Source organism: Amycolatopsis sp. AA4 (assembly GCF_002796545.1).
In the GTDB taxonomy this organism is placed as follows: Bacteria; Actinomycetota; Actinomycetes; order Mycobacteriales; family Pseudonocardiaceae; genus Amycolatopsis.
In genome coordinates, this window is the sequence record NZ_CP024894.1 from 2,264,365 (window position 1) to 2,281,110 (window position 16,746).

The 16,746-nt window shown below is 69.1% G+C and carries 15 protein-coding genes; 6 read left to right on the forward strand and 9 right to left on the reverse strand.

Annotation, left to right across the window (positions count from 1 at the left end; genetic code table 11):
• Positions 1–8: 8 nt before the first annotated feature.
• Both CU254_RS10815 and CU254_RS10820 read left to right on the forward strand, forming a co-directional pair.
• Positions 9–386, forward strand: coding sequence for a hypothetical protein (locus CU254_RS10815; protein WP_009075543.1), 378 nt, complete (start codon positions 9–11; stop codon positions 384–386).
• Positions 387–407: 21 nt separating this feature from the next.
• On the forward strand, positions 408–1,379 hold the full coding sequence (locus CU254_RS10820) for a phosphotransferase family protein (protein WP_009075545.1): 972 nt from the start codon (positions 408–410) through the stop codon (positions 1,377–1,379).
• Here CU254_RS10820 and CU254_RS10825 read toward each other — a convergent pair.
• From CU254_RS10825 to ppgK, 7 genes are all read right to left on the reverse strand, one after another.
• Positions 1,371–2,306, reverse strand: a complete 936-nt coding sequence (locus CU254_RS10825; RefSeq protein ID WP_100266753.1) for a hypothetical protein — start codon at positions 2,304–2,306, stop codon at positions 1,371–1,373. The genes CU254_RS10820 and CU254_RS10825 overlap by 9 nt on opposite strands.
• A gap of 80 nt (positions 2,307–2,386) precedes the next feature.
• A complete protein-coding gene (locus tag CU254_RS10830; protein ID WP_009075548.1) occupies positions 2,387–4,078 on the reverse strand; it encodes an ABC transporter family substrate-binding protein in 1,692 nt (563 codons plus the stop codon).
• A gap of 40 nt (positions 4,079–4,118) precedes the next feature.
• Positions 4,119–6,251 (reverse strand): ABC transporter ATP-binding protein, encoded by a 2,133-nt coding sequence (locus tag CU254_RS10835; protein WP_009075550.1) that lies wholly within the window; start codon positions 6,249–6,251, stop codon positions 4,119–4,121.
• Entirely contained in the window at positions 6,248–7,255 is a 1,008-nt protein-coding gene (locus tag CU254_RS10840) for an ABC transporter permease (protein ID WP_009075552.1), read from the reverse strand. The genes CU254_RS10835 and CU254_RS10840 overlap by 4 nt, the downstream gene beginning before the upstream one ends.
• The gene (locus CU254_RS10845; protein WP_009075553.1) at positions 7,255–8,232 is read right to left on the reverse strand and encodes an ABC transporter permease; all 978 of its coding nucleotides are present in this window, start codon (positions 8,230–8,232) and stop codon (positions 7,255–7,257) included. The genes CU254_RS10840 and CU254_RS10845 overlap by 1 nt, the downstream gene beginning before the upstream one ends.
• A gap of 615 nt (positions 8,233–8,847) precedes the next feature.
• Positions 8,848–10,278, reverse strand: a complete 1,431-nt coding sequence (locus CU254_RS10850) for an RNA polymerase sigma factor (RefSeq protein ID WP_009075557.1) — start codon at positions 10,276–10,278, stop codon at positions 8,848–8,850.
• Between the two features lie 222 nt (positions 10,279–10,500).
• Positions 10,501–11,262 carry a polyphosphate--glucose phosphotransferase gene (ppgK, locus tag CU254_RS10855; protein WP_037713267.1) on the reverse strand — a complete coding sequence of 254 codons (762 nt, stop codon included), beginning with the start codon at positions 11,260–11,262 and terminating at the stop codon, positions 10,501–10,503.
• Positions 11,263–11,326: 64 nt separating this feature from the next.
• Here ppgK and CU254_RS10860 point away from each other — a divergent pair, with 64 nt between their 5' ends.
• Positions 11,327–12,154, forward strand: a complete 828-nt coding sequence (locus CU254_RS10860; protein ID WP_009075560.1) for an inositol monophosphatase family protein — start codon at positions 11,327–11,329, stop codon at positions 12,152–12,154.
• 27 nt (positions 12,155–12,181) lie between these two features.
• Here CU254_RS10860 and cei read toward each other — a convergent pair whose 3' ends face one another.
• A complete protein-coding gene (gene cei, locus CU254_RS10865) occupies positions 12,182–12,865 on the reverse strand; it encodes an envelope integrity protein Cei (RefSeq protein WP_100266755.1) in 684 nt (227 codons plus the stop codon).
• Positions 12,866–13,373: 508 nt separating this feature from the next.
• On the opposite strand from cei, the gene CU254_RS10870 reads away from it, so the two are divergent.
• A complete protein-coding gene (locus CU254_RS10870) occupies positions 13,374–13,682 on the forward strand; it encodes a DUF4193 domain-containing protein (protein WP_013224476.1) in 309 nt (102 codons plus the stop codon).
• A gap of 327 nt (positions 13,683–14,009) precedes the next feature.
• On the opposite strand, the gene CU254_RS10875 is transcribed toward CU254_RS10870, so the two are convergent.
• The gene (locus CU254_RS10875) at positions 14,010–14,504 is read right to left on the reverse strand and encodes a DUF3093 domain-containing protein (RefSeq protein ID WP_037713272.1); all 495 of its coding nucleotides are present in this window, start codon (positions 14,502–14,504) and stop codon (positions 14,010–14,012) included.
• Positions 14,505–14,528: 24 nt separating this feature from the next.
• Here CU254_RS10875 and dut point away from each other — a divergent pair, with 24 nt between their 5' ends.
• Positions 14,529–15,032, forward strand: coding sequence for a dUTP diphosphatase (gene dut, locus CU254_RS10880; protein ID WP_009075566.1), 504 nt, complete (start codon positions 14,529–14,531; stop codon positions 15,030–15,032).
• Complete coding sequence (locus CU254_RS10885) at positions 15,032–15,688, forward strand: DUF3710 domain-containing protein (protein WP_009075569.1); 657 nt, start codon at positions 15,032–15,034, stop codon at positions 15,686–15,688. Before dut ends, CU254_RS10885 begins: the two co-directional genes overlap by 1 nt.
• Positions 15,689–16,746: the final 1,058 nt, after the last annotated feature.

The window sequence follows — 16,746 nt, forward strand, 5'->3', positions numbered from 1 at the left end:
TCGGGGGCATGGCGGCCGGTCCGGTTCTGCTGTTCGCCGTGGTCAGCGTGGCGCCCTCGGCGTTGTTCTGGGCTGCCCTCCGCGTTCCGGCGCTCTGCCGCTGGCTGCGTCGGCGACGCGCCGTCCCTGTCCCGTCCGAACCGCCGGTGGAGCAGGTGGCCGCGGACCTGCGCCGGGTACGCCGGACGCTTGCCCAGCTGCCCGCCGGAACGCCCGCCGCGCGCCGGATCGGCACCCGGCAGGCGTACGACGAACTGCTCGTCACCGCCTGCCGCGAGATCGGCGTCGAGCACCGGCTCGGCGAATTGCGCGAGGGCACGGACCGGGATCTCGAACGGCTGCGCGTCGAGGATTCGCTGAGCCGTAAAGGATTCGTGCTGTCCTGAGCGGAGTGGCAGGATGCCCGGGTGGACTTCCAGCCGAAAGACCGGCCCGCGGACGCGTTCCAGCAGCCTCTCACCGCCGACCAGATCGAACTGCTCTGCCGTCGCGCGCTGGGCAGCGGCGTGCGGTCCGCCGTCGAAATCGGCTGGGGCGGCTACAACAACACCTACCGGGTGGAACTGGCCGACGGCCCGGCCATCCTGCGCGTCGCCCCGGAACCGGCGCGGCAGAACCGGATCGAGCATCAGTTCATGCGCAACGAGTACCTTGCCGCGCCGTACTTCGCGCCGATCGCGCCGCTGATGCCGCGCACTCTCGCGGCCGACTTCACGCACCAGGTCATCGGCCGCGATTACGTGCTGCAGGCCGTTCTTCCCGGAGAGCCCGGCCCGGAAGTCCTTTCCGCTCGGACGCCGGAGGAGCGGGCCCCGTACTTCCGCCAGCTCGGCGAACTCGCCCGCGCCGTCCACGACGTGCGCGGCCCCGGGTTCGGCACCGTGGCCGGACCGCATTTCGCGACCTGGAGCGAAGCGCTGATCGCGTACTTCGAGGACAACGCCGCCGATGTGGAGGATCTCGGCCTCGACGGGGCCGACCTGCGCGCGGTGGCCGCCTGGGCGAAGCGCGACGCGGCGTTGCTCGACGAGATCACCGAACCGCGCCTGCTGCACGGGGATCTGTGGCACGTGAACGTGATGCTGACCCCGTCGCTGCAGATCGTCGGGGTGTTCGACCACGACCGCAGCTGGTGGGGCGACCCGGCGGCGGACTGGACGATCCGCATGGCGTCGGTGAAAACGGGCTCGAAGCGGGATTGGTTCTGGGACACCTACGGGCGACCCGACGAGTCCCCGTCGGCGCGTCGGCGGGCGTTGTATTACGAAGCCCGCCACCTCGGCGCGGTCCGGTTGGAGCGGATGCGGCTCAAGGAGCGGCAGGTGGAGGAGACGTACGCCGATTTGGCCGAGATCCTGGCGGCGCTGGAATCAGAGTGACGGGTCCGAGCCGCGCAGCGCAGCCCACCAGAACCCGAACGCGGCGATCAGCACGCTGACCGTCAGCCAGCCCGCGAAGCCGCTGCCGTCGACCAACGCCCAAAACGCCCCCACGACCGGAGCGACGGCCAGCACCGGCAGGTCAGCCCGGAATTGCCGCGCAAGCCGTACCGGCGTCGCGGCGGCAAGCGTGCGTTCCTCGTCCGGCTCGGAAGGGTTGTCCAGGCGACGGCCACGCGGCTCCGCAGTGCGCACCGAACCCGCCGGGTACAGCACCTCTCCGTCGATCCGGACGGCCACATGACGGTCTGTCCGCAGGTCGCCCAGCACCTCGACCCGCGAAGGCGACGGCAGGCCGATCAGCGTCGGCGAGAAGTACACCGGGATCCACCGCGGCGTCGCGGTGTCGGCCTCCAGCCACGATCGCGTCAGCAACCCGCGCTGCACCTTGATCCGGCGCATCGGCACCGAAGCACCCGCCTTGCGCCGCGACGGCTGCACGAAGCGCTTGAAGAGCAGGAATCCGTTCACCGCAAGCATCGCGAGCACTGCGACCACAGTGACCGTCGCGTAGGTCGAGGCGCGATCAGCGGTCACCAAAGCCGAAGCGCCGGTCGTGACTGCCCGCGAAGGTGCGGACGGGTCGTAGCGCACCGGAACCTTCGCGCCCAGCGGAGGGGGAGTGGTGTCCAGCTCGACCGCCGCGTTCGCTTCCGGCTGATTCGGCACCGGGAACCGCACGGTGACGGTGTCGTCGTCGACTCGCGCGACGATGCCGGTCGCGTTCGCGGTGAGCCCCTGCAGGCGCGGCCGGGTGCTGTTGAACTCCAGCAGCTGCACCACGAACACCGCCGCGCACGCGACGAACACGACCGCACTCGTCACGAGAATGTGGCGTACCGGCCGCAACCGCAGGAAGTTCCGCACAAAGCTCACCTTAACTGTCCAAAAAGGAAGGAGCGGCGCGGGGAGTCCGCGCCGCTCCTTCGAATCCCGCTGGGGGAGGATTACTTCACGAACCCGATCTTGGGGTAGTCGTACGGGTTGTTCGCGTAGCCCGGCGAACCGAAGTTGCCGACCGTCTTGCGGACGGCGAACGCACCGACCGACTGGAAGATCGGAAGCTGGTGGCCCAGCGCCCAGATCTCCTTGTCCGCGGCGTTGATGTCCGCGGCCCGCTTCGTGTCGTCCAGTTCCTGCGCGGCGGTGTCGAGCAGCTGGTTTTCCTTGTCGCTGCCGATCCGGCCGTAGTTCTGGTTGACGTTCTTCGGGTCCAGGTAGTAGATGCCCTTGCTGCCGCCGATCGGGAACGAGTTCGAGATCCAGCGGAACAGCGTGAGGTCGAAGTTGCCGACGTTGACGTAGTTCTTGAAGAACTCGGTCGACGGGACGGCCACGATGTCGATGCCGACGCCGATCGCCTTCAGCTGCGACTGCAGGATCTGGGCGGTCTGCTGGCTGATCGGGGTGCCGGTCGGGATCACCAGGCGCAGCTTCAGCTGCTTGCCGTCCTTGGCGCGCAGGTCGCCGGACTGCTTCCAGCCCAGCTTGTCCAGCTCCGCCTTGGCCGCGTTCTGGTCGAACTTGTACGGGCCGCTGTTGTCCTCGTAGGTCTTCGAGCCCTTGAGGTACAGGTGGTTGCCGATCGGCGTGGTGTCCTTCTGCATCTGGCCGAGGATCGACTTCGCGATGGTCACCGTGTCGACGCCGCGCATGACCGCCAGCCGCAGGTCCTTGTCCGCGAGGATCGAGGACGGGGCGCCGTTGAGCGTCATGTGCGTGTAGTCGGGGTAGGCCGACTGGCGCACGGCCGCGTTCGGGTCCGCCTGGGCCCGCTTGAACGCGTTGATGTCGTTGTTCAGCGGGTAGAAGTCGATCTGCCCGTTGGCGAACGCGTCCGCCAGTGCCGGCCGGTCCACGACCTTGTAGGTCACGGTGTCCAGCTTCGGCTTGTCGCCCCACCAGTTCGGGTCGCGCTCGAACACCGCGGTCTTGGCGGTGTAGTCGACGCTCTTGATCTTGAACGGACCCGCGGTGATCTGCGCCTTCTGCGCCCAGCCCTTGTTGAAGGTGTTGGCGTCGGCCATCGCCTCCTTCGGGTACAGCGGCGAGAACAGCGACTTCCACTCCGCGAACTTCTTCGCGAAGGTGATCTTGACGTCGAGGTCGTCAGTGCCCTTCTCGACCTTCGCGATGTCCTCGTAGCCGGTGGTGCTGGAGACCTGGTAGGCGGTGTCCTTGCCGTTCAGGGCCTTCGCCATCGCGGCGAAGTCCTCCCACGAGAACTGGCGCCCGTTGCTCCACTTGGCCTTCGGGTTGATCTTGTACTCGATGACCTGCGGGTCCTGGCTGACGACCTCGGCCGAGGTCAGGTAGTTCTTGTCGGTCCCGACCGTCGCGTCCGCGTTCTGCGGGAACGGGTAGGGCAGGATCGCGCCGAACATGCTGGCGCCGTCCAGGACGGTGCCGTCGACCTGGTAGTAGTTCCAGTTGTCCGGCAGCTGGTCGACCGGCCACTTGAAGTCGCCGCCGTCCTTCAGCTTGTCCAGCGGCTGCTCGTTGATGTCCGCGGTCTTGACCCCGGAGGAACCGGTGTCCTGCAGGCCTTTGTCGCCGCCGCCGCTGCCGCCGCCGCAAGCGGCGAGCAGGAGCCCCAGAGCGGCAACGGGGGCCACGAGTGCGGCCATTCTCCGTCGCATGTGTCTACCTTTCTTCTTCTGGTGTGCCAACGGATCGTGGCTACACAACTTCGCGGGTTTTGGCGTAGTGGCACGCGACGTCGTGGTCCTGCGCGCGGGATTCGCGCGGAGGTTCGACGTCGACGCACTTCTTCTTGTCCTCTTCGGACAGCTGGGAGAAGACGAAACACCGGGTCCGGAACCGGCAGCCCGACGGCGGGTTCGCCGGGCTGGGCAGGTCGCCGGTGAGGATGATCCGGCCGCGCTCGCGCTCCTTGGCCGGGTCCGGGATCGGGATCGCGGACAGCAGCGCCTGCGTGTACGGATGCTGCGGGGCCTCGAAAACCGTGCGGACGTCGCCGATCTCCACGATCTTGCCGAGGTACATCACGGCCACGCGGTCGGCGATGTGCCGGACCACCGACAGGTCGTGCGCCACGAACAGGTACGACAGGCCCAGCTTGGCCTTCAGCTCGTCCAGCAGGTTGATCACGCCGGCCTGGATCGACACGTCGAGCGCGGACACCGGCTCGTCGAGCACGATCAGCTTCGGCTCCAGCGCGAGCGCCCGCGCGATGCCGATGCGCTGGCGCTGCCCGCCGGAGAACTCCGCCGGGTACCGGTCGGCGTGCTCGGGGCGCAGGCCGACCAGCCCGAGCAGTTCCGGCACCCGCTGGTCGATCCGCTCCTTCGAGAACCCGTGCGTGACCATCGGCTCGGCGATGATGTCGCCGATCGGCAGCCGGGGGTCGAGCGCGGCCATCGGGTCCTGGAAGACCACCTGCAGATCGCGGCGGATCGCCTTGCGGTCCTTGCCCGCGAGCTTCGCGACGTCCTTGCCGAGCACCGCGACCGAACCGTGCGACGGGGCCGCCAGTTCGAGGATCTCCATCAGCGTGGTCGACTTGCCGCAGCCGGATTCCCCGACCAGGCCGAGGGTTTCGCCCTCGACGATGTCGAAGGTGATCCCGTCGACCGCGCGCACGGTGCCGACCTTGCGCTTGAAGACGGTGCCCTTGCTGACCGCGTAGTGCTTCTGCAGGTCCCGCACGTCCAGCACGGTCGAGCGCTGGGTGCGCGGCAGCGACGCGACCGCGGCCTCCTCGATCACCTCGGCGCCGTAGACCTCGGCGGCGTCCGCTTCCGGACGGGCGAGTTCCTCGGTGCGGATGCAGGCGGCCCGGTGCGTGGTGTCGACCGGCGCGTTCGGGTTGCCCGGCGTGATCGTGAACAGTTCCGGCTCGGCCGTGCGGCAGGCGTCGATCGCCAGCGGGCAGCGCGGCGCGAACGGGCAGCCCTGCGGCAGGTTCACCAGCGACGGCGGCTGGCCTTCGATCGGCACCAGCGGCTGCTTCTCCCGCGCGTCGACGCGGGGGATCGAACCGAGCAGGCCCAGCGTGTACGGCATCCGCGGCTGGGCGTAGATCGTCTCGACCGGACCCTGTTCGACCGCGCGCCCGGCGTACATCACCATCAGCCGGTCGGCGAACCCGGCGACCACGCCGAGGTCGTGCGTGATGATCACGATGCCCGCGCCGGTGACCTCCTGCGCGGTCTTCAGCACCTCCAGCACCTGGGCCTGCACCGTCACGTCGAGCGCGGTGGTCGGCTCGTCGGCGATGATCAGGTCCGGGTCGTTGGCGATCGCGATGGCGATCACCGCGCGCTGGCGCATGCCGCCGGAGAACTCGTGCGGGAACGCTTTCGCCCGCGCCGCCGCGTTCGGGATGCCGACCAGGTCGAGCAGTTCGACCGCGCGGTTGTTCGCCTGCTGCTTGGTGATCGTGCCCTTGCCGTGCACCAGCAGCGCCTCGGCGATCTGCGCCCCGACGGTGTACACCGGGGTCAGCGCGGACAGCGGGTCCTGGAAGACCATCGAGATCTTCTTGCCGCGGATCTTCGACAGGTCGGTGTCGGACTTGCCGATCAATTCGCTGTCCTGGAACCGGATCGAGCCCGAAACCCGCGCCTGCGGCGGCAGCAGCCCCATCACCGCGAGCGACGAAACCGATTTGCCGGAACCGGATTCGCCGACGATGCCGAGCACCTCGCCCGCGGCGACCTGGTAGTTCAGCCCGCGCACCGCGTGCACGCGACCGGACTCGGACGGGAAGGACACTTCGAGGTCGGAAACCTCGAGCACGGTGCCGGTGGGCTTGCCCGTTTCCGCGCTCAGCTCGAGTGCGGCGCTCATGCTTCTGCTCCCACGGTCTGCGTCGAGGCGGTCGACTTCGTTTTCTCTTCGATCCGCTTGCGTTCCTTGCGCCGCGACCGGCTGGACGACGGGTCGAGCGCGTCGCGCAGGCCGTCGCCGACGAAGTTCACCGCGAGCACGGTGAACACCAGGAAGCCGGCCGGGATGTAGAACAGCCACGGGAACGTCCGGACCGCGTCGGAACCCGCCGAGATCAGCGTGCCGAGCGAAACGTCCGGGGCCTGCACGCCGAAGCCGAAGAACGACAGCGACGTCTCCATGATGATCGCGACGCCGACGTTGATCGTCGCGTCGATGATCAGCAGCGAGGCCATGTTCGGCACGATGTGCTTGAAGATGATCCGCCACGGGGACTGGCCCATGAACTTGGCGGCCTTCACGAACTCGCGTTCGCGCAGCGTCAGCGTCATGCCGCGGACGATGCGGGCGGTGATCATCCACTGGAACAGCGCGATCAGGCCGACCAGGATCAGCCACGTCTTGCCGCGGAAGGCCGGCGACAGGATCGAGATGATCAGGAACGGCGGGAGGATCAGCAGCAGGTCGACGACCCACATCGACACCCGGTCGGTCCAGCCGCCGAAGTACCCGGCCGCGGAGCCGACGATCGAGGCCACGCCGGTGGAGAACAGCGCGGCCAGCAGGCCGATGGTGAGCGACTTCTGCAGCCCGCGCATCGTCTGCGCGAACATGTCGCCGCCGATCTGGTTGGTGCCGAACCAGTGCGTGCCGTCCGGCGGCATCAGCGTCGAGGCCGGGTCGAGTTCGTCGTAGCCCCAGGGCGAATACCAGCTGTAGGTGAACGCCAGCACGTAGAACAGCAGGATGACGACGAGCCCGGCGAGCGCCAGTTTGTTGCGGAAGAACCGGCGGGCCACGAGCTTGCCGCGGCTGGAGGACTTCCCGGTCTGCTGCTCGGTGGCCGTCTCGGTGGCGGCGACGGCCGAATCCGCGAGGTCGGCCTCGTTCAATGGGGCGGCCATCAGATCCTCACCCTCGGGTCGAGCGCGGCGTAGAGCACGTCCGCGAGCCAGCCGGCGAGCAGCACGCAGATCGCGATGAACAGGGTCACGGTGGTGACGATGTTGGTGTCCTGCTTCTGGATGCCGGTCACCAGCCAGTCGCCCATGCCGTACCAGCCGAAGATCTTCTCGGTGAAGACGCCGCCGGTGATGAGCAGGCCGAAGCCGAACGCGAACAGCGTCGCCATCGGGATCAGCGCGGTGCGCAGGCCGTGCTTGAACAGCGCGCGCCTGCGGGTGAGGCCCTTGGCCTGCGCGGTGCGCAGGAAGTCCGAGCCGAGCACGTCGAGCATCGCCGAACGCTGGTAGCGGCTGTAGTAGGCGACCTGGGTCAGCACGATCGCCAGGGTCGGCACGATGATGTGCTGCAGCCGGTCGAGCAGGACCTCGCCGAAACCGCCGTCGATCGCGCCGCCCTCGCCCTGCACGATGAAGAACTGGTACCCGTCGAGCAGGTTGTCGTTGACCGACTGCGCGCCCGCCTTGAGGATCGTGGCGATCACGAACACCGGTGTCGACAGCACCACGAAGGAGAACGTGGTGGCGAGGTAGTCGCTGATCTTGTACTGCCGGATCGCGCTGACCACGCCGACGAGCACGCCGATGATGATGCCGATCGTGATCCCGAGCAGGAACAGCCGCAGGCTCACGCCCGCGCGGCGGAACAGTTCGTCGGTGATCGCCTGATCGGCGACGGTGCGGCCGAAGTTGCCCTGGAAGACGCCGCCCAGCCAGGTGAAGAACCGGTGCGGGATCGCCTGGTCGAGGTGCAGCTCGGCGGCCTTCGCGTCGATGGTCGCCTGCGGGGCGGGCGGGTTGCGCAGCTTGAGCGCGTCCAGCGGACTGAAGGACAGTGACGCCAAGGAGAACGCCGCGAAGGTCGCGACGAGGCACAGGGCGATGTAGTTGACGAGTCTGCGGAGGAGGAACCCGATCACAGTTGCCTCGCTTCACCGGGGCCGGAGGATCCGCTCCGCGCCGCCGGGCATCCCTGGCTCGCTCGCGATTGAGTTTTCGTCGAAAACACTGGGCGGTGCTGCCTTCCAATACTGACGCTCGTTGTGGGCGCAGCCTAATAGCGATCACCGGTTGCGATCTTCGTTTTCAGGCAACCAAACAATCACGATTTCCGCGTTCTGGGGGAGAACAACCGACTTTCGCCTCTTGCCGCGGTCCCAGTGTCGCGGTGGGTGCGCGACCGTGCACCGGCGATGAGTATTCCGGAACGGTTCCGGGGGTTCCGGGTGAACGGTTGTGAACGGGGAACGGACACGTATGCCAACGCGCTCGGTTTCGCGGCCCCGCGGAGTTGCACGTTCGGGTGCCCGATCGCCCCGGGGATTGGCTCCGGGATTCTTGTTGCGCCGCAGCGTAATTCGGATCGGGGGCCCGCGTCTCCGGGTTTTCGGGACTTGTCCGGTCCACTGTGTCCGGCCGAAGGAAGGATTTCGCGGAAATGCCGGGCCCGTTCTCGCCGGGCCGTTGTTCGTAAACGCGGAAACCCCGCCGCCGCGTAGTGCGGGGGCGGGGTTTCTCGCGGGAACCGGAGAAGCTCAGTCCAGGTAGTCGCGCAGCACCTGCGAACGCGACGGGTGGCGCAGCTTCGACATCGTCTTCGACTCGATCTGCCGGATCCGCTCGCGCGTGACCCCGTAGACCTGGCCGATCTCGTCGAGGGTGCGCGGCTGGCCGTCGGTGAGGCCGAAGCGCAGCCGGACCACGCCCGCCTCGCGCTCGGACAGCGTCTGCAGCACCGACTGGAGCTGGTCCTGCAGCAGCGTGAACGACACCGCGTCGACCGCGACGACCGCTTCGGAGTCCTCGATGAAGTCGCCGAGCTGCGAATCGCCCTCGTCGCCGATGGTCTGGTCCAGCGAGATCGGCTCGCGCGCGTACTGCTGGATCTCCAGGACCTTCTCCGGCGAGATGTCCATCTCCTTGGCGAGTTCCTCGGGCGTCGGCTCGCGGCCGAGGTCCTGCAGGAGCTCGCGCTGGATGCGGCCCAGCTTGTTGATGACCTCGACCATGTGCACCGGGATGCGGATGGTGCGGGCCTGGTCGGCCATCGCGCGGGTGATCGCCTGGCGGATCCACCACGTGGCGTACGTGGAGAACTTGTAGCCCTTGGTGTAGTCGAACTTCTCCACCGCGCGGATCAGGCCGAGGTTGCCCTCCTGGATCAGGTCCAGGAACGCCATGCCGCGGCCGGTGTAGCGCTTGGCCAGCGACACCACGAGCCGGAGGTTCGCCTCCAGCAGGTGGTTCTTGGCCCGCTCGCCGTCGCGCACGATCCACTTGAGGTCGCGGCGCATCTGGGTGACGAGCTTCTCGCCCTCCTCCTCGGCGGTGCGCACGCGCTCGGCGGCGTAGAGCCCGGCCTCGATCCGCTTGGCGAGCTCCACCTCCTCCTCGGCGTTCAGCAGCGCGACCTTGCCGATCTGCTTGAGGTAGGCGCGGACCGAGTCCGCCGACGCGGTGAGCTCGGCGTCCTTGCGCGCCTGGCGCAGCGCCTCGGACTCCTCCTCGTCCCACACGAAGTCCGGGTTGTCCGAGGACTTGCCGCCCTTCTCCGCCGCGGTCGCGCGACGGCGCGCGGCGGTGGAGGCCGCGGCGCCCGCGGTCCCGTCGGCCGCTTCGGCCTCGTCCTCGGTGTCGTCGTCCTCGTCGTCGTCGGTCTCGTCGTTGACCGTCTCGTCGACGACGTCGACCTCGACCTCTTCGAGATCGGACAGGTCCGGGCTGTCGAGTTCGGCCTCGTCGAGGTCGACCGGGCCGTCGGGATCGCCGTCGTCGGTCTTCGGACCCTTCGCGGCGGCCTTCTTAGCCGGAGCCTTCTTGGCCGGAGTCTTCTTCGCGCCCGCCGGCTTCGCGGCGGTCTTGCGCGCCGGGGACTTCGCCGCTCCGGTGGCTGCCTCGTCGGCCGGCTCGCCGGCTTCGGTCGCTGTCTTCGTCCCGCCTCGGGTTGCGGTTCTTGCGGCTGCCACTTACGCCCTTTCGCAGCGGTCGATCATGACGAGCCGAGATGTCGCCACCTCAGCTGCCTCACATTCGGGGAACACGCCTCGGCCTGCGGTTTTGCCTCCGCAGCTCCTGCGCCGTGTTCCATTGTAACGACGTCGGCCCACTGCGTCGCGAAGCGATCACCCTCCGGCCCCCGGTCCGGCGCCTCGCGGTGACCGGTCCGAGACCCGGCGCGGACCAGCCGCTCAGTGCCCGGCACCCTCCGCGGCGGCCGCGGCGGCCCCGACGATGCCCGCGTTGTTCTGCAGCGACGCGACGACCACCGGCGTGCGGATGTCCAGCAGCGGCACCCACTTCTCGGCCTTCTTGCTGACGCCGCCGCCGACGATGAACAGGTCCGGCCAGATCAGGTTCTCCAGCACCGAGAGGTACCGGTGCACCCGCTTGGCCCACTGCGGGTACGACAGGCCCTCGTTGTCCTTCACCGAGGCGGCGGCGCGTTTCTCCGCGTCGTGGCCGTCGACCTCCAGATGGCCGAATTCGGTGTTGGGCACGAGCTTGCCGTCGTGGAACAGCGCGCTGCCGATGCCGGTGCCGAAGGTGAGCAGCGCGGTCACTCCGGTACGCGCGGCCGCGTCGCCGAAGCGGATCTCGGCGAGGCCCGCCGCGTCAGCGTCGTTGAGCATCGTGACCTCTCCGACGCTCTTGCCGAGCCGCTTCGCGAAGAGCGCCTCGGCGTCCGTGCCGATCCATTTGTGGTCGATGTTGGCCGCGGTGTGCGCGGTGCCCTTCTTGACCACCGCGGGAAGCGTCACGCCGACCGGGCCGTCCCACTCCGCCGCGCGGACGATCTCGGCGACGACGTCCGCCACCGCGTCCGGCGTCGACGGCTGCGGAGTTTCGATCCGGTGCCGGTCCCCGATGAGCTGTCCCTGTTCCAGATCGACCAGCGCGCCTTTGATCCCGCTGCCGCCGATGTCGATTCCGAAGCCTCGGGTCGCCGTCACTGACGTGGTCCCTTCTCGCACGATTCAGAAGTCTGCTGCGGAGACTTTAACCGGATGTGGTGACATGGCGGGCGTGGGAGTTGACGAGGCGATGGCGAACGACCTGAAGAACACCGCCGAGCAGGTCGCGGTCGAGGCCGCGCACCTGGTCCGGACGGCGTGGGTGCGGATGCAGTCCGGCGGCCAGGTCGCGGTGGACACGAAGTCGGCGGAGACCGACGTGGTGACCGCGGTGGACCGGGAGTCGGAGGAACTGGTCCGCGCCCGGCTGGAGCGGATCCGGCCCGGGGAACCGGTGCTCGGCGAGGAAGGCGGGGGAGCGGCAGGCGGCGGGGTCACGTGGGTGGTCGACCCGATCGACGGGACGGTCAACTTCCTTTACGGCTTGCCGACCTTCGCGGTGTCGGTCGCGGCTCAGATCGACGGGGTGTCGGTCGCGGGGGCGGTCGTGGAACCGGTGAGCGGACGGCGCTGGACGGCCGTCCGCGGGGGCGGTGCGTGGCTCGACGGCGCTCCGCTGTCGGTGTCGTCGGCGGCCCGGTTGGACCTGGCGCTCGTCGGGATGGGGTTCTCCTACGCGCAGGACCGCCGCGTCCGGCAGGGCAAGCTGACCGCGGATCTGGTCGGGCGCGTGCGCGACATCCGCCGCCGGGGCGCGGCTTCGCTGGACCTGTGCGCGGTCGCGGCCGGGTGGCTGGACGGCTACTTCGAGCACGGTCTGCACCGCTGGGACTGGGCGGCTGGCGCGCTGGTGGCGCAGGAGGCGGGCGCGACGGTGCTGCTGCCGGGCGAAGCGGCGGACCTGGGGGAGGACGCGACGTTCGCGGCGTCGCCGGGGATCGCGGCGGAACTGCGCGCGACGTTGGCCGCGAGCGGCGCCGCGGAGGTGTGACCGGGCCTGCTGACCTCGTTCGCGGGGTCAGCAGGTGACGGCGCGGGCCGAGGCCAGGAGCGTCTGGTCGATCACCGGCGCGTTCGGGCCGGCGGACTGCTCGCTGCTGCCGCCGCCCTGGTGCGCCTGCGACCAGGCGGTGAGCTGCTTGAGGATCTTGACCGCCTCGGGCCGCGGCTGGATGTCGGTGAAGAGCTTGCCGGTGGCCAGGTCGACGCTGGCGTCCTTGCGGGTGTCGTGGACCAGCTCCGCGCAGGGGATCACCAGGCTGACCGTGCGGGCCGCGCCGGCGCCGTTGTCGCCGTATCGGATCTGGCCGCGGCAGCGCGCGTCGCCCTTCGGGTACGCCGGGTCGTTGGCCGGGTCGCCGATCGCGGTGAAGCCGAGGTCCCGCAGCGTGTTGGTGGCGATGCTGCCCTGCCCGCGCGTGCTGCTCGCGTTGAGGACCCTCAGCGCGATCTTGTCCGGGGGCATCGGCGAGCGGTCGTCCAGGCCGTTGTGCGGGACCGTCGTGTACGTGATTCCGGGCGGCGCTTTGGGCTCGGGGCTGCAGCGGACCGCCGCGTCGACGTCGCCGCGGCCGACCACGGCGTTGACCCAGACGAACACCGCGCCGAGCGCGAGCACGCCGATCACGATCAACGCGGGCAGCGGACGGTGCTTGCGATAAGGCCGCGCACCCCGGTTCCCCGCCCCGTTCCCCGACGCCACCTGCCCCGTCCCTTCCCCTCGCAGAACCGGCCGCGGTCGCGCCGCCGCGCCTCGCGGTAACCGCCAGCGTACGCACCGGCGTGGTAGCCGGTGAGCCTAGGCGTTGTTCGCGACGCGCGGTGTCGCGGGTCACCTTCACCCGTTCCGCGTAATGCCCCTCCGGGCCGATCGCACCACGGACCGCTCCGCGCGGGCAAGCGGACCCGGCCGCCAGGTGATGTTTACGACGGCCGGGCAACCCGAACGGAGGACAGGCGTCTCACCTGCGCGTTCCCCCTCCCGGGTGACGCTGGAGCGGCAATGTCCGACTCGGTGCGAGGCGCGCCCGGCGGTGAGCTACCCTTCCCGGGCTCCGGCCGCAGAACGAGGTCAACCAGGTTGAGACCTGGGTCACTCGCGGGCCGGGCACAAACAGGGGCGCTGGAACGTTGACCAGCGGCACGACCCGGTACGGGCGCCTCCGCACCGGTGCAGGACGACACGCTGAATCGCAGGGGTGAGGGACACCATGGCTACCGACTACGACGCTCCGCGCCGCAGCGAAGCCGACGAGCTGGCCGAAGACTCGTTGGAGGAGCTGAAGGCCCGGCGGAACGAGAACCAGTCCGGCGTCGTCGACGTCGACGAGGACGCGACCGCGGAGAACTTCGAACTGCCCGGCGCGGACCTTTCCGGGCTCTCCGGGGAAGACATGACCGTGAAGGTCGTGCCGAAGCAGGCGGACGAGTTCACCTGCTCGGTGTGCTTCCTGGTGCACCACCGGAGCAGGCTCGCCGAGGACAACGGCGGACGGCTGATCTGCCGCGATTGCGCCTGACCTGAGGATTTCTAGGGGATTTTCCAGGGGAGATTCACGGGGTCAGCGGTTCGCGGTCTTTGGGATGACCGGGTAAGCACGGGGGTCGGCCTGTTGGTCGGCCCCCTTACTCGTGTCTGGGCTCGGGGGTCTCGGCTCGTCGCCTGGCGGCGACCTTGCCGGGGAGGGTGTTGGGCGCACCCCGATTTTTGATTGTGCTGACGGTTCGGGGGTGCTTGTCAAGGCGGGAAAGATGCCTTGACAAGCACCCCCGAACCGCAGGGCGGCTTTGTATCGGGGATGGGGGAGGGGCGGGTGCTTGGGGGGGTTGGGTGCGCTGGTTTCTGTTTACGCGTGGTTCGCGTGGTTGCTGAGCAGTTCTGCTACTCGCTTTGGTTTGCGGGTGCTGAAGAGCCAGTACGGGGTGGGGTCCGCTGGGTCGGTCAGGGTGATGCGGACTGCTGGGCCCACCCAGCCGCGGTGCAGGACGAACGCTGCGGGGTCTGCGTCGCGGCCCAGGGCGTGGCGTTTCGCGTCTTTTTCCACGACGGTGATGTCGCCTACGTAGCGCAGCGGCAGGTGGGCGTCGCCCAGCCAGAGTTCTGGGTCGTCGCCCGCGGTGATCGTGACTTTCGCCCTGCCCATCGAGAGCAGGAGGGCGGCCATGACCGGGACGGCGATCGCGAGCGGGATCCACATCGGGATCGACGGGTAGCCCAGGTGGACTTCGACGCCGAGCAGGATCGCTCCGGCCATCGGCAGGGGCCAGCCCCACCACGGCAGGTAGAGCCGTTCGGAGTGTGCGACGACGCCCGTCGCGGCGGTGTTCACGCGGTCAGCCACACCGCAAGGGTAGTCTCGCCGCCCGTGTCCAGCGTTCAGGTCCTCCTCCAGCGGCTCGACCCCGAAGTCCCGCCGCCCGCCTATGCCCGGCCCGGCGACGCCGGGGCCGATCTCGTCACCACCTCGGATATCGTGCTCGGACCCGGCGAGCGCGGGGTCGTCGGCACCGGGGTCGCGATCGCGCTGCCCACCGGGTACGCCGGGTTCGTGCACCCCCGCTCGGGGCTCGCGGCGCGCGTCGGATTGTCGGTGGTCAACACTCCCGGCACGATCGACTCGGGCTACCGCGGCGAGATCAAGGTCTGTCTCGTCAACCACGACCCGCGCGAGAAAATCGTGCTGGCTCGCGGCGACCGGATCGCGCAGCTGGTGATCCAGCGAGTGGAGCACGCGGAGTTCGTCGAGGTCGCCGAACTCGAGCCGACCGAACGCGGCGCGGGAGGTTACGGCTCGACCGGCGGGCACGCCACACTGGCACCCGGCGCCGGAGACACCGGCGCGGGCACCGGGGAAGGAACGGAACGATAGTGGGGATTTTCGGACGCAAGCGCCGGTCCGGCGACGACGAGACCGGAGGCGTCGCTTCCGAGCGCGAAAGCGTCGAAGCCGACGACGCGCTCGAACCCGAGGACCAGCTGTCGGAAACACCCGACGGCCCGTTCGACGTCACCGAGGCCGAAGAAGACGGCATCCCGCGCATCGACCTGGGCTCGGTACGCGTACCGGTGCCCGACGGTTCGCAGGTGCAGGTCGAAATGGACCCGGAGGAAGGCGGCGTGCGCGCGGTGCACGTCGTGACGGAAGTCGGGCAAATCACCGTCAGCGCCTACGCCGCCCCGAAATCCGGCGGCCTGTGGCGCGAAGTGAGCAACGAACTGGCGGACCAGCTCCGCGCAGACGGCGCGAAGGTCAACGTCGGCCGAGGCGAATGGGGCATGGAACTGTCCGCGATCGTCGGCGACGTAGCCCTGCGCTTCGTCGGAGTAGACGGCCCGCGCTGGATGCTCCGCGGCGTCATCGCGGGCCCGCAATCAACCGCCTCGCAAGCCCCGGAAGTCCTGCGAGCAATCGTCCGCCGCACGGTAGTAGACCGAGGCAACTCCCCCATGCCGGTGCGCACCCCGCTCCCGATCACCCTCCCGGAGGCGGTAGCCCAACACATCGCAGAACAACAACAAGGCTGACCACAGCCCGCAAAAGGCCCTCACGGACACCCCCGTGAGGGCCTTTTTTCACACCGCAGAAACCGCCGCCGATGCACAAAACCAGCGTGGCACCCAGCCCTCCCCCAACCCCGATACGAAGCTTCCCTGCGGTCTGGGGGTGCTTGTCAAGGCATCTTTCCCGCCTTGACAAGCACCCCCAGACCGTCAGCACAATCAAACTTCGGGGTGCCCCACGCAACTCAAGACGACGGCAATGTCGCCCGCCAGGGCGACGAGCCGAGACTCACCCCAACAACGCCCTCAAAAATGCCAAAACAGTCACCCGCCCCAAAGCCTCCCGATCCCGCCCCACCGCCTCCAACGACGTCTCCCCATACCGCCCAGCCGGCAACGCCTCGGCCCACCCCCGAGCGACAGCAGCAGGATGAACCGGATCATCCCCACACCCCCCAACCCCAGCCGGAACCCCCACCCCCCGCAGTTCCTCGACCGTCGGCGCGGCTCTCCGAGCAGCCACCCGCAACCCAGCCTCCAACCCGCCCCCATGCCTCCGCCAAGCCCGCCCCAACTCCTCCCCAAGCCACCCCGGACTCCCCGCCGCCGCGGCAGCCAACGCCCCCTCGACCCCCGCATCGGCCACCAGATCCGCCGTGACAGTCGCAGCCATCGCCGCGGGTGCTGATCCGGATTCCCCGTTCCAGGCCGGGAGCGCCGCCAGCAGCCCCCCGCAACGCCCCGGATTCGCCACCGCCCATTCCGCCGCGAGATGCGCCCCGAACGAAATCCCGCCCACCAGCACAGTCCCGTACCGGTCAGCGAGACGGTCCAGTTCGGCCAAAAACGCGTCCGCGAGACCTTCCCCGGGAACCGGCGCGGGCGTGATCAGCGGCACCCCCAGCGCCGCGAGCGGCCCGGCGAACACCGAGCGCACGAAGACGTCGTCAGAGCCCGTACCGGGCAGTAGGACGGCGGCCGGGACACGGATTGCGGACGTCACGTTGCGATCTTGCCCCAAACCCGTTTCCCTGGCTGGGACCGCAGCTACGCTGGAACACGCACGGGCCGAACGAAGTCGG

Excerpts from the sequence above, each read along its gene's own strand:
- CU254_RS10815 (WP_009075543.1), top strand. The coding sequence starts at position 9 with ATGGCGGCCGGTCCGGTTCTGCTGTTCGCCGTGGTCAGCGTGGCGCCC.
- CU254_RS10830 (WP_009075548.1), bottom strand. The coding sequence starts at position 4,078 with ATGCGACGGAGAATGGCCGCACTCGTGGCCCCCGTTGCCGCTCTGGGG.
- CU254_RS10835 (WP_009075550.1), bottom strand. The coding sequence starts at position 6,251 with ATGAGCGCCGCACTCGAGCTGAGCGCGGAAACGGGCAAGCCCACCGGC.
- CU254_RS10840 (WP_009075552.1), bottom strand. The coding sequence starts at position 7,255 with ATGGCCGCCCCATTGAACGAGGCCGACCTCGCGGATTCGGCCGTCGCC.
- CU254_RS10860 (WP_009075560.1), top strand. The coding sequence starts at position 11,327 with ATGGCGGGCGTGGGAGTTGACGAGGCGATGGCGAACGACCTGAAGAAC.
- CU254_RS10870 (WP_013224476.1), top strand. The coding sequence starts at position 13,374 with ATGGCTACCGACTACGACGCTCCGCGCCGCAGCGAAGCCGACGAGCTG.